Annotated in this window: 10 protein-coding genes; 7 read left to right on the plus strand and 3 right to left on the minus strand. The window is 51.5% G+C overall.

Annotated features, from left to right (window positions below):
- Positions 1-30: 30 nt before the first annotated feature.
- Genes coxB through FM042_RS09575 form a run of 3 tightly spaced genes read left to right on the plus strand, consistent with a single transcriptional unit; the run spans position 31 to position 4,058 of the window.
- Positions 31-762: a cytochrome c oxidase subunit II gene (coxB, locus tag FM042_RS09565; RefSeq protein WP_221931526.1), complete on the plus strand. Its 732-nt coding sequence runs from the start codon at positions 31-33 to the stop codon at positions 760-762.
- Positions 755-3,250 carry a cytochrome c oxidase subunit I gene (gene ctaD, locus FM042_RS09570; protein ID WP_143236205.1) on the plus strand — a complete coding sequence of 832 codons (2,496 nt, stop codon included), beginning with the start codon at positions 755-757 and terminating at the stop codon, positions 3,248-3,250. Before coxB ends, ctaD begins: the two co-directional genes overlap by 8 nt.
- A 1-nt stretch (position 3,251) precedes the next feature.
- Positions 3,252-4,058 carry a cytochrome c oxidase assembly protein gene (locus tag FM042_RS09575; RefSeq protein WP_232366418.1) on the plus strand — a complete coding sequence of 269 codons (807 nt, stop codon included), beginning with the start codon at positions 3,252-3,254 and terminating at the stop codon, positions 4,056-4,058.
- On the opposite strand, the gene FM042_RS09580 is transcribed toward FM042_RS09575, so the two are convergent.
- Together FM042_RS09580 and FM042_RS09585 are read right to left on the minus strand one after the other, a co-directional pair.
- Positions 4,055-6,121, minus strand: a complete 2,067-nt coding sequence (locus FM042_RS09580; RefSeq protein ID WP_143236206.1) for a GGDEF domain-containing protein — start codon at positions 6,119-6,121, stop codon at positions 4,055-4,057. The two genes, FM042_RS09575 and FM042_RS09580, sit on opposite strands and share 4 nt — an antisense overlap.
- Before the next feature lie 196 nt (positions 6,122-6,317).
- Positions 6,318-7,814 (minus strand): S10 family peptidase, encoded by a 1,497-nt coding sequence (locus tag FM042_RS09585; RefSeq protein ID WP_143236207.1) that lies wholly within the window; start codon positions 7,812-7,814, stop codon positions 6,318-6,320.
- Positions 7,815-8,021: 207 nt separating this feature from the next.
- Between FM042_RS09585 and FM042_RS09590 the strand changes: the two genes are divergently transcribed.
- The 4 genes from FM042_RS09590 to pgsW all read left to right on the plus strand — a co-directional run bounded on the left by FM042_RS09590 (position 8,022) and on the right by pgsW (position 11,642).
- Complete coding sequence (locus FM042_RS09590; RefSeq protein ID WP_221931527.1) at positions 8,022-8,528, plus strand: TspO/MBR family protein; 507 nt, start codon at positions 8,022-8,024, stop codon at positions 8,526-8,528.
- A gap of 173 nt (positions 8,529-8,701) precedes the next feature.
- Positions 8,702-9,907, plus strand: coding sequence for a poly-gamma-glutamate synthase PgsB (gene pgsB, locus FM042_RS09595; RefSeq protein ID WP_143236208.1), 1,206 nt, complete (start codon positions 8,702-8,704; stop codon positions 9,905-9,907).
- Entirely contained in the window at positions 9,904-10,479 is a 576-nt protein-coding gene (gene pgsC, locus FM042_RS09600; RefSeq protein ID WP_143236209.1) for a poly-gamma-glutamate biosynthesis protein PgsC, read from the plus strand. The genes pgsB and pgsC overlap by 4 nt, the downstream gene beginning before the upstream one ends.
- An 11-nt stretch (positions 10,480-10,490) precedes the next feature.
- Positions 10,491-11,642, plus strand: coding sequence for a poly-gamma-glutamate system protein (gene pgsW, locus FM042_RS09605; protein WP_143236210.1), 1,152 nt, complete (start codon positions 10,491-10,493; stop codon positions 11,640-11,642).
- Between the two features lie 48 nt (positions 11,643-11,690).
- On the opposite strand, the gene FM042_RS09610 is transcribed toward pgsW, so the two are convergent.
- Positions 11,691-13,043: an MFS transporter gene (locus FM042_RS09610; protein ID WP_232366419.1), complete on the minus strand. Its 1,353-nt coding sequence runs from the start codon at positions 13,041-13,043 to the stop codon at positions 11,691-11,693.
- Positions 13,044-13,088: the final 45 nt, after the last annotated feature.

Here is a 13,088-nt window from a genome sequence, read left to right on the forward strand (position 1 = left end):
GCAATCCATCATTATTGCAAGGGGAGGCCAATGCGACTGTATGACTCTAGCCTAGCAAAAATTTTGTGTGCCGCCAGTATCTTACTGCTTACTGGTTGTTCGGGGCCGTTTTCGACCTTGGATCCGGCAGGCCCGTCTGCACACATGGTGAAGCTCCTGTGGTGGGGTATGTTTTGGTTTAGTCTCGTGGTTTCAGTGGTGCTGTTTGTCTGGTGGTGGCATGCGATGCACCGGGATGGTGGCGATGTAGAGCAAGACAAGGCCCAAAAGGCGCTGAATAAGTGGGTTTGGTACGGTGGCATTGGTTTACCCACATTCGCCATTACTTTGCTGCTGATTTTCGGAATTCCCTATGGCCATCGAATGCTACCTCACGCGGACCCGAATGCGGTACGCATTGAGGTGACTGCTCATCAATGGTTTTGGCGGGTAACGTATCCAGACACCGGCATCGAATTAATTGACGACATTGTGATTCCAGTCGACACCCCGATTGATTTTCATCTAAGCAGTGAAGATGTGATTCACTCGTTTTGGGTGCCCAGACTCGGGGGGAAACTCGATGCCATTCCCGGACGCACCACTGTGCTGCGCCTACAGGCCGATGAAATTGATACCTACCGTGGTCAGTGTGCGGAGTATTGCGGCTCGGCTCACGCCTTTATGCAGTTTGAGTTGCGGGCGGTGAGCCAAGACGACTTTGAGCAATGGCTTTCAGACAACGCTGTGCCAGCATCCACAACGGAGGTGAGCGATGACTAACGCCGAATTTCAGCGTCGGATGGCGCAGGTGTGGGATAACTTGCCCGGCTGGGGGCAGCTTGCGGCGGTAAATCATACGTCGATTGGTCGTCGCTTTATGGTGACTGGTGCGATTTTCTTCCTCATCGGCGGCGTCATGGCGATGCTGATGCGCACCCAGTTGGCGCTACCGAATCAAGATATCGTGCCTGCGGATGTGTACAGTCAGCTGTTCACCATGCACGGCACCATTATGATGTTTTTATTTGCCATTCCGATCCTCGAAGGGCTGGCAATCTATATGATTCCCAAGCTCATTGGCGCCCGCGATTTAGTATTTCCACGCATTAGTTCGCTTGGTTATTACTGCTATCTGTTTGGTGGCATCATCATTATGTCGAGCTTGTTCTTCGGCATCGCCCCCGATTCCGGTTGGTTTATGTATACGCCGCTCAGTAGCGCTGAGTTTTCCCCTGGCCCAGGCTCAGATTTTTGGCTGCTCGGTATTACCTTTGTGGAGATTTCCGCAATGGCTGCAGGTGTGGAACTCACAGTGTCTATCCTGCGCAGCCGGGCTCCGGGCATGACCTTAAGCAAAATGCCGATCTTCTGTTGGTACATTTTGGCCATGGCCTTAATGATTGTCTTTGGGTTCCCACCGCTGATCTTAGCCTCCATTTTGTTGGAACTTGAACGAGCAGCGGGAATGCCGTTTTTTGAAGTGGCCAGCGGCGGCGATCCGATTTTGTGGCAGCATTTGTTTTGGTTATTTGGGCACCCTGAGGTGTATATCATTTTCTTGCCGGCGGCAGCGGTGATATCGACCATTATTCCGGTGTTCTCCAAGCGCCCAATTATTGGTTACAAGTGGATTGTGCTGTCGATTATTCTCACGGCCTTCATCAGTTTTGGGATCTGGGTCCACCACATGTTTACCATCGGGATCCCGCCGCTAGCTCAGGCGTTTTTCTCCATCGCCAGTATGTTGGTGGCGATTCCCACGGCGATTCAAATCTTCGCTTGGTTAGCGACCTTGTGGATGGGCCGACCGAGCTTTAATTTGCCCATGTTATGGGTGTTCGGATTTTTGATTGTCTTTGTATGCGGAGGCCTCACCGGCGTGATGCTCGCGTTGGTGCCCTTTAATTGGCAAGTACACGATACCCACTTTGTGGTGGCGCACCTGCACTATGTGCTTATCGGCGGTATGGTGTATCCGTTGATCGCGGGAATTTACTATTGGCTCCCGCACTTTTCCGGCCGTATGCCGTCGCTACGACTCGGACGCTGGGGTTTCTGGCTCACCTTTATTGGCATGAATGCCACCTTCTTTATGATGCATCTTACTGGCTTGCTCGGTATGCCGCGGCGGGTATTTACCTACGAAGCGGGCCTTGGCTGGGATGGCCTAAATCTGCTGTCGTCGGTGGGTGGCTTTATCATGACCTTGGGTATCGGGCTGGTGCTCTTGGATATTATTTTGCACTTTAAGTTTGGTAAAAAAGCCGAGAAGAACCCGTGGCAGGCAGATACTTTGGAATGGGCCACAGGCACACCCCCGGTATCCTATAACTTTGCCAGCATTCCCAATATCGAAAGTCGCCATCCGCTTTGGGATAACCCAAGTTTGCTCGAATCGATGAGTAAGAACGAACATGGCCTGGCAGAAATACGCCATGGTCGCCGCGAGCTCTTGGGCACTGAGGTGATGAGCGGGAAGCTCACATCTATTTTCCATATCCCGACTCATTCCTGGTGGCCCCTGTTCAGTGCCTTAGGTTTGGCGCTGGTGTGCGTGAGTTTGCTGGTACGGGTGTATCCACTGGCGATCGTAGGTTGCGTACTCGCCGCTATTTTCTTGCTGCGTTGGAGCTGGGAGAACGGTGCTCACCCATCTATGGCACCGCCGACGAAATACGACGATCCGAAGATTCCGCTACATTCGCGCACTCATGATGGTCCGGGACTCTGGGGTATGGTGATTACCTTGCTTGCCGACGGTGCGCTGTATCTGTCGCTGTTATTTGGCTGGTTGTATTTATGGTTGGTGGCTCCGGAGTGGAGCATGCCTTCAGTGTCGCCGTTATCGATTCCGTTATTGTTCACGGCGGGATTGCTGTTAACCATCTTGGTGGTGTTCTACCACATGCAGATTCGTTACCTAAAAGCGGGTAATGATCGGGGCCTTGAGCGCAATCTGGGGCTACTTGGCTTGATGGGCGTGGTGCATACTGCGGTGCTGATTACACTCACGACCATGGCGCCTCTGGAATTGCAGAGCAGTGCGCACGATGCCGTAATCTTTGTGATGCTCATTTACTTGATATTCCATAGTGGCTTGGGCTCGGTGCTTACCCTAATGCAGGCTTTGCGGGTTCGGTTAGGCTATGTGGGTAAGACATATCCCTATGAACCTATTGTGCTGCGCCCATGGTGGACGTACACCCTCGGCATCTTCTGGTGCAGCGTGGCTACCTTTGTGGCATTGCCAATGCTCTGGGGTAGCTAAGATGCGTGGAATGTTTGCGGTTGTGGTCATCGCCCTTGCGCTGTTCCCCGGGATGGCTAGGGCTCATAACCCGCTCACGAGCACGGGGCAAGAGCAGTGGGCGGCTTGGTTGGCGGCAGTCATGCTTGGGGTGTTTTGGGTGTTGTATTTACTGGGTGCGCGTCGTACCTCAGTGAAACCGTGGATGTTTTGGTTGTTTCAAGGGACGGCGGTACTCACCTTTATTACCTTACTTGGCCCATTGGATGATTGGGCGGAAACAAGTTCTGCCGCTCACATGACCCAGCACATGTTAATGATGGTGGTGATTGCGCCTTTGTTTGCGCTTACTAAACCGCTGCCGCAGTTATATGTGGTTGGCGGACGTTGGCTAAAGCACGCCTGGCAGTGGGCGTTCAAAATTACGCGCTACCCTATGTTTTGTGCCTATTTGCATGGCTTTATGATTTGGTTTTGGCACATTCCTACGTTCTATATGCTGGCGATTGAAAATCCGTGGGTGCATGTGTTTGAACATGCCTGTTTCTTGATTACGGCTGTGTGGTTTTGGTGGGCGTGTTTGTATGCGTCTAAAGAGAAGTCCGCCTTTGCGCTGTTGGCGTTGCTATTTACCTTGATGCACACCGGATTCTTGGGGGCGTTATTGACCTTCGGAAACGAGCCATTTTATGGCGAGTCGCGAGATCTTGGTGATCAACAGTTGGCGGGTCTGATCATGTGGGTGCTCGGCGGTATTCCTTATATCCTCGCTTCCATTTGGACTGGCATGCGCTGGTACCGTCACCTCATGCGCACCATTTGGGCTTAGCGCTTGGCTGGGGGGCCGGCGATCGGTAAGGTGTCGGCGGCTGCGCTGCTTAACAGATCGCGATAGCCCTGCTTATCTTGTACGTGCTCCTTGATATACAGCGACTTCAATCCGGTAATCTGATTTCGACCCCGAGACTTACTGATATATAGCAACAAATCAGCAATGCGAATCATATCTTCAAACGGCGGTGGGAAGCGTTCCATGCCCGGTGTATCTGTATGCAAATAACCGCCGCTGAGTGTTACGCGAACCCGTTGATCATCGCATACGATAGGCTCCAAACTCACACTATCTAACACGCGTCGCGCCAATGCGGGAAGACCATCGATGTTACTCGTCGGTAGGAACAGTAAGAACTCTTCACCACCCCAACGCACCACCATATCTTCATGGCGTACGAGCCGACGCAGACGTTCACCGACTTCCATTAACACTTGGTCTCCGGCTTCGTGGCCATGCGTGTCGTTAATATGTTTGAAGTGATCGATATCTAATAAGAAAATCGCATAGTGCTGGTTTGTATTCGACATGGCGCTCAGGCGCGCATTCATCGCACGACGGTTCCATAAACCAGTTAACGGATCTTGTTTGCTTTGCCGAGCCAGATCGCGATTGGCCTGATTCAATAGGCCATTTAAGCGGCGAACTTTTAAGAATCCCAAACTAATTAACACAATCAAACATACCAACAGGAACGCAACCAGCAACATAAAGCGTTGGGTACGCTCGCGGGTAGCAATATCCTGCTGTTGCAAAGCGCTTTCTTGCTCAAGTAAGCGAATTTGTAAGGACTTTTCTTGGGCTTCGTATTGAATTTGCAGCTCAGAAAATACCCGATCTCGCTCTAATTGAAAATGTCGTTCGCGCAGCTGTGATTGTTCTTTGAGGGCAGCTGCTTGTTCTTGGTAGCGTCCCGCCAATTCGTATGCATCGGCAAGATGGGTTAATAAATTGGCAATTTGATGAGGCGTAGCAAAGGAGCGGAAAGTGGCTTCGGACTCTTGCATCGCCGCGAGGCCTTCATCGTGGTCGCCTTGCAACACTTGAATATAGCCAAGGTTAAATTCCATGACCGAACGTTCGTTGACGTTATTTACCGATTCCGCCACAGCAATACCCAAGCGCAGGTAATGGGCTGATTCGTCGTATCGACCTAGGTGTAAGAGGGCGGCTCCTGCATTGTTGTAGCCAAGCATGTGGATTCGCGGGATACCTTCGTCGGCCGCTGCTTCGGCTGCACGTAAAAACAGTTCGACGGTTTCTTCAGAGGGCCCATGTAAATTTTGTTCAGCATAACCACGAATGAGTAGTAACTCGGGTAATCGATGGGCGAGGTCGTGTGTATGTGCATCCTCAATCGTGTTGTCGAGCAACATTATTGCGGCGGAGTAATTGCCTAGTGACAGTTGAATGCGCGCAATTTGAATATTTAAATTTTGGCGGCGGCGCTGGGTGTGAATCATGTCCACTTCAGTGAGGTGTACATGGGCTGCAAGTAAATGCTCCAACGCCTCCTGAAAGCGCTCTTCAAACTGCAGTGCGCGGGCAATGGTATGATGCGCATGATAAAGCACGCGGGGGCTGTTAACCTGCGGCAATAGCTCTTCAATGCGAGCTGCTAGCGGCAGCGCTCTAATGGTTTGTTCACGTTGTATGTGTACTTCTGCGTTTACGGTAAGTAAATCAACGATAGCATTGGCATTATCACGTGCTTCCGCCAAGATGGTTGCTTGCTCAAGTATGTTTTTATACGACTCGTCGGTGGGGTCACTCATTGCAAGATCAAGCACGTGATGAACGACCAGGCGGGCGTAGGTTTCGATCGCTCGGTTCGGGTCTATCTCCTGTATGGCATCCTTTAGCCACTCAGAATCCAGTGGCTTGGCATTGTGCCAGTCTACGCGGTCGAGTCGTTGCTCGATTTCTGGGATTTGTTCGGCGTATGCTCGAGGGGATGCTATGAGGCCTGACACGAAGCAGGCAAAAACCATCCACAGGAGGCAAGAGCTCATGGAATGATTAGATTTTAATGGTTGCGCTTCTTGTGTGGCACTTCTCATATACTACCCCTGTATTACCGTTGCCAACGGTAACGCTGTATCCGTACAAGCGTTATTATAATCTGTTTGGAAAACAGGTTATTTATCCGAGTATGAATGGAGTTATCGGCCAATTCAACTGATGATTGAGCCTGCTACCGAGAATAAAAAATAGCCCACATCATGTGGGCTATTTCTCAAGTAGAGCCGTGAGCAATTACTCGCCGCGATAAAACGCGCGGAGATCCTTGGCTAGCTGCTCTAACGATGGATGATGGATATACATCATGTGCCCAGATTCATAGTATTTCATGACCACGCGATCGGTATCCATGCCGTAGTTACTGAACGAGTGTTCAGTAGCAAAAAACGGTGTGGCCGCATCGTAGTAGCCATTGGCGATAAAGATACGGAAATCTTTATTGCGCTGCTGCGTAATCGCAAAGTGTGGCGCAAGATTCTGAAAGCCCTGTTGCTGACCGCGTGGCAGACTCCAGTCCCAACCTGCAAATACCTGACCACTGAGAATACGATACTCATCCATGCGATCCACATTCAGATTGTTTTTCAGGTGAAAGTTAATGGCTGCTGTGTATGCACCATCAATACCGTAGCCGGATGGATCGGCAATCGGTGTTTCACCGGCATCATCACTTTCAATGCCGATAAAGCGCGAATCTAAGCGACCGACGACTTGCCCACGATCCCGCAATAACTCACGGAAGAAGCGATGAGGCACAATGCGCAAGCGCGTTTGCTCAATGTAGTCTTTGCTCAATCCGGTAAAGTAATGCAAACGTTCCACGATATGGGCGTGCTCTTCATCGGAGATGCGACTGCCTTTGAGCAACGCAACACTTAGCTCGTTCATTGCGAATGCACGGGCTTCATCGAGAAACGGCTCTAACGCATCGGGACGGTCGGGTAAAGCATCGTGATACCACGCGGTGGCTGCATAAGTTGGCAAATACATGATAAAGGGCATGTCGTTGCCAGGTGTTACCCGCGTGGTTTGAAAATCTACAATGGAGGAAATCAGGTGAACGCCGTTAAAGGTCATCGAGCCCCACCCTTGTTGAAGTTCGGCCAAGAGAGCGCCAACGCGCGCGGTACCGTAGCTTTCACCTGATAAATATTTAGGCGAGTTCCAGCGATTGTGTTTGGTGACGAACATGCGAATAAACTCAGCGAGTACTCGAGCGTCTTTTTGTACACCCCAAAAGTCACTATTTTTGCCATCACCGATAGCGCGGCTAAAGCCTGTACCGACGGGGTCGATAAAGACTAAGTCAGAGACGTCGAGCAAACTATGCGGGTTATCACGGAAATCATAAGGAGCTGCGCCTGGATTTTCTGCATCACTGGGCACCACTATTTTTTTAGGGCCATAGAGTCCAAGGTGCAACCACACGGATGATGAGCCAGGGCCGCCGTTAAAAACAAAGGTGATCGGGCGTTGGTGTCCATCGCGGACATCGGTACGGAAATAGGCAGTGGAGAAAATACTGGCAATGGGGTTGCCATCATCGTTGCGGATAATGGTGTCGCCTGCTTCAGTACGATAGCGAACGCGATCGCCTTGAATGCGTACTTGACCTTCACTGGTGGCCCATTCCGATGATTTAATTGTGTTTGCGCTAACGCTGAAGGCGCCACCACAAAGCAACATCACGCTCGCAACAGCAATGAAAAAGAGTCGTAACTGACGTAGCATAGTGCAATACCTTATGTGTTAATAAGGGTTTTACCCTAGCTTAATTGATAGGAAATCCCTAGCTAAACACGACCATTTTATAACTATGAACGATAAGTTTCGATTTTTCTGTATTCGCACGTATACTGGATTTCAATAACTTAGACCGCGTGCCAGTATTTTATTTTCGCGCGTTAGAAGCGTCGGCTTCTTAAAGGATCCGTGATTATGTTTATGTTCCGTCGCACGCCTTCGAAAGGGCGGCAATTTGTAGCGTTATTTGGTTTTTTTGCGATTACATTTCTTACTGCGGCAATTGGCGCGGTAGGCTCGATGAATGCGCCTGACTTTTATAGCCAGCTGAACCTGCCTGGGTTTGCACCGCCGGCGTGGTTATTTGGGCCGGTGTGGACGATTTTGTACGCGATGATGGCCTTTGCCGCATTTTTAGTATGGCGTAAAGCAAGCTGGCGTGATGGCGATACGGCATTGACGCTGTATTTGATTCAGCTGTTATTGAATGGGTTGTGGAGCTGGATTTTCTTCGCCTGGTATAGCGGCATGTGGGCCTTCCTTGAAATCATTGTATTGTGGGTATTCATTCTCCTCACAACCATCGCATTTTGGCGACACAGCCGCGGTGCCGCGGTACTGATGTTACCCTACCTCGCCTGGGTAACCTTCGCTGGTGTACTTACCTTTAGTATTTGGCGATTAAATCCGACCGTATTGTAACTAACCTCGCCGTCGAGGCAAGGGTGAATGCCTTTCCCCGAAACTCTAAAAGCTACGTAAAGACGCGCTCGCCGTCTTTGCGTTTTCTCGAATACCCGTTATATATCTTTACATATAAATCTTTACGTAAGTAACTCTTCTCGCCAGAAACCAAATAAGAACAGGGAGTTGTCATGGCCATTCCGGACATGTTAGCGATCACGATGGGCCTGTGGGTGCTACTGGTGCTTGCGGTGTGCTGGGAAGCGTGGCGGCACAAACGTATTGTCGAACAAATTCCAGTACGAGTGCACGTGAATGGCACGCGCGGAAAAACAAGTGTAACTCGCTTAATTGCTGCCGGCTTGCGTGGCGGTGGGAAGCGCGTGTGCGCTAAAACCACAGGGTCCGCGGCTGCTTTTACGGATCCCGATGGTCGCGAGTTTCCGCTGTATCGAGTCGCCGGTGCGAATATTATCGAGCAAATGCGTTTGCTCAAACGTATGGCCCAGCTCAAACCCGAAATCGTCGTGCTCGAATGCATGGCGCTGCAACCGCACTATCAATCTCTCACTGAACTAAAAATGGTGCGCTCAACCTTGGGCGTGGTGACTAATGCCCGAGCCGACCATTTAGATGTGATGGGCCCGGGCCCTCGTGATGTTGCCTTGGCGTTGGCTGGGAGTAGCCCGGTGAATGGCGCGCTTTATACCGCGGAACGGGAGCTGATCGATGTATTCGAGATGGCCTGCGAAGACCGAAATAGCACCTTGCATCAAGTAACTGCCGATGAGGTGGAAGCGATTCACAGCGATATATTAAGTCAGTTCCAATACGCAGAGCACGCTGAAAACGTCGCTCTCGCACTGAAAGTGTGTGCTCACTTAGGAGTGTCGCGGGAAGACGCCCTAAAAGGCATGATTCATTTGGAACCGGAAGCAGGCGCCATGCGTTTGTTGCACGTGAATTACTTTGAACGCGACATTATTTTTGTGAATGCCTTTGCTGCAAACGACCCGGAATCCACTGGGCGTATTTGGAGCGAGTTGTGCGAAAAAGAAGGCGCGGATCGGCGCAAAATTGCCTTGGTGAATTGCCGGGCGGATCGCCCGCACCGCTCAATGCAGATCGCCGAAGCGATTGTGCAATGGCCACCTGCAGATCGGTATCTGGTGATGGGTAGTGGCACTTCAATATTTGTCCGCTATGCGATGAAAGCGGGGCTGGATCCAAACAAGGTATTGGTCATGGAGCAGGCGGATATGGTGGAAGTCACGGAAACAATTTTAGAAGAAAGTAATCGTCATGCGCTGGTGGTGGGAATGGCAAACATTCACGGCGGCGGAGAGGAAGTTGCACGGTTCTTTAATAATCGTGCCACCATGGAGGAAGACTTGTGATTGCATTAAATATACTCGCGGTCGCGATCGGAATAGGCCTGTTCTTCACCTTGCTTTTGAGCCAGGTTTTTGGCTTGGCAGCAGGGGGACTTGTCGTGCCGGGCTATATGGCACTGCAACTGATGAATCCGCTTAATATTGGTATTACCTTGGCAGCCGCTTGGCTGACTTTTGCCATTGTTCGCTTGATCGCCAGCTACGCGATTATTTATGGCCGTCGGCAAACCATCATTATGATTCTTACCGGCTATTTGATCGCCGGATTCTTCGATTTGTTTCTGGGCAACCTGATCGCTTTTATGGATTTACAGATGGTGGCTGAAACCGGGGATAGCGAGGCTAAAGTCGCGCAGCTCGAATACCCAGTGGTCATGTCGGTGATGGAGAGCAGTATTATCGGTTACATCATCCCGGGGCTAATTGCTATTTGGTTTGACCGGCAAGGGGTGCTGCAAACCCTCTGTGGACTCGCCGTCACCGCCGTATTGGTGCGTCTCGCGTTGATTGTGATTATGCCGGAAACCTTGGCGGCGTATGAAGCCTCACAAGCATTCCGCATTCCAGGTTGGTAAGGAGTTACTCGATGAAGAATTACACCAAAATATATTGGCGTTCGTCGCAAGTGCCGACTTGGGGACTGGTGTTTTTGGCGCTCGCTGCGATTGCGATTTTCTTAATTGCTGAAGGTGTGCAAAAACGCGACCCTGTTGTTGAAGAGAACTACGCAACTATGGTGACAGCGTCACGCACGGTGCGCGACGCTATTGAAGTTATTCGGCCCATTCGAGGACAAGTACAGGCGATTAATCCAGAGTTTGATCCTCAGCGTTCGGGGCTGATTGGCGTGGCTTCGAGCATTGTCACCACCACTCGTGGCGGCTTGGAATCGAAACAAACGTCGGTGAATCCTAACTGGGCGGCGGTGGCCGTGAAGTTGATGGCGCAAGCAGGGGTGCAAGAAGGTGATTTAGTCGCCGTGGCGGTATCAGGTTCGTTTCCGGGCCTTAACTTGGCGGTGTATGCAGCCCTTGAAGCCATGGGTGCGGAGCCGGTCATTATTGCTTCGGGCTCGTCATCGCAATGGGGCGCGAATGTGCCCGATATGCTGTGGTTGGATATGGAACGGGAACTTCGTAATGCAGGGGTAATTTCCCTTAAACCCGTTGCTGCATCCATTGGTGGTGTTGAAGATCGTGGGGTGGATTTGCCACGAGATGGCGTGGCCAGTGTGCGGCGCAGCATTGAACGGGCCGATATTCGTTTCCTACAGCCGGGCAGTTACCAAGAAGCGGTCGCGGATCGTATTGCACTGTATCGAGAGCATTCTGGAGGGCGCAAGTATGCAGCCTTTGTGAACGTGGGAGGCGGTGCCACCATCGTAGGGCCGCCAGGCATCGATAGCCAATTTCGCTCCGGTCTCCAATTCAATGCACCAGCGCGGGCATTTGCCGTGGACACGGTAATGGGATACTTCTTGCGGGAGCGGGTGCCGGTAATTCATTTCATTGGGGTGAATAATTTAGCTGAACGTCATGGCTTACCGATAGCGCCTGAAGAAGCCGTGCCTGTGGGTGCCGGAGGCGTGTATACCGCCACCACCTATAGACGTGGATTAGCCCTTATACTCGGCCTCGTGCTCATTGGTTTCACGTGGCTGATGGTGTACTCCGATGGTGTGGGTACGTTTTGGCGCGGCAAAGGCAAGGGCGGCAAGGGTGTTCGTCCGATGGTTTAAATGCGAAGGGCGCCAGTTGGCGCCCTTTGTTTATCTTGGCGTGGGTGATTACGAGCCTAAATGCATGGTTTTTCCATCCAGCCCATGCCCATTCGGCCCGCGCTCGGTTTGCCAGAGTTTAAAGGAAAAATAGAGCCCCAATGCCACCAATCCCGTGTAGACCCACATGCCCGGTGCGTAGCCCCCAGGATTAAGCGGGCCGGCGGCATTGCGGTCATTAAGAATACCGATTGCTAATGGCACGACTGCCCACCCGATCTGTTGGCAGAGTGTCATCATCGCATAGGCCGAACCCAAGCGCGCGCCATCCACGATATAGGCCACCGAGGGCCACATCACCGCAGGTATTAATGAGAATACCGTGCCCAGCATAAAGATAACGATCAATAAGGTGAGTGGTACCGGCTCACTCCCAATAAAGGGAATGGTGAGCTGCACCAAGGGCCCTGCTGGTAGGTAAGTGACTGCCAAAAAGAGCGGGAGCATAATCAAGGTTCCTACCGCCATAAACAGTGAGCGTCTCCCCACTTTATCGACCCAGATCCCAAAGAGCGGCGTGAGAATAATGGCGGCCACTGGCAACATGCTACTGAGCAAGCCAGCGGCTTCACGCGTCACGCCATGGGCTTGCTGAAAGTAATCAATAGCGAAGGTGCGAAATGGAAAGATGGTGGCATAGAACACCACACAGAGCGCCACAATGTACCAGTAAGACGCCGAGAACTTGTACAGGCTTTTTACGTCGAGTTTTTCTGTAGCACTGGGTGTGGCTAATTGAAAACGCCCTGTCGCGCGTTTTTCTGCTACCCAGTAGAGAATCGCCGCGGTAACAGACACACAGGCAACCCCGGTCGCGAGCCACAAGGGATCATGCCAGGTGGCATACAGCCCACCGGCAAAGTTGGGCGACCAATCGGCCGACGCCGTTCCCAAGCGAGAGATGGATAAATTAATGCCAAAGGCAAAGCTCAGTTCACGGCCTTTGAACCACTTGGCGAGTACCGTAGTTGCCGCCACAATGAGCGGTTCTGCACCGATACCGAGCAAAAAACGCCCCGCCAGAATCACTTCAAAGCGCGAGCTGATCACCGTGAGCACTGCTGCCATTAAACATATCAGCGCGAACACGACAATAGCCCGTTGCGTGCCCCAGCGGTCAATAATGTATCCACCTGCCAACAGCACCATCAGGGCGGCAATGTTATACGCCGTAGAGAGCCAGCCGATTTGCTGGTAACTGAAATCGAGCTGGGTGCGCATCAAATCGACAACGGGCCAGAGCGAATCGTATACGTAGTAATTGCCGAACATGGCTAAGCTCACAAAGAGCAAAACCATCCAGCGATACAGCGGGCTTGGAGGGGGCAAATGCGCCTGAGAAAGTTCGGTATTTTGCATCATGTTTTTATTTTTGTGATGGAGCGAAACTGCATCATAACTCAGGGC

Source organism: Aliidiomarina halalkaliphila (assembly GCF_007096385.1).
In the GTDB taxonomy this organism is placed as follows: Bacteria; Pseudomonadota; Gammaproteobacteria; order Enterobacterales; family Alteromonadaceae; genus Aliidiomarina; species Aliidiomarina halalkaliphila.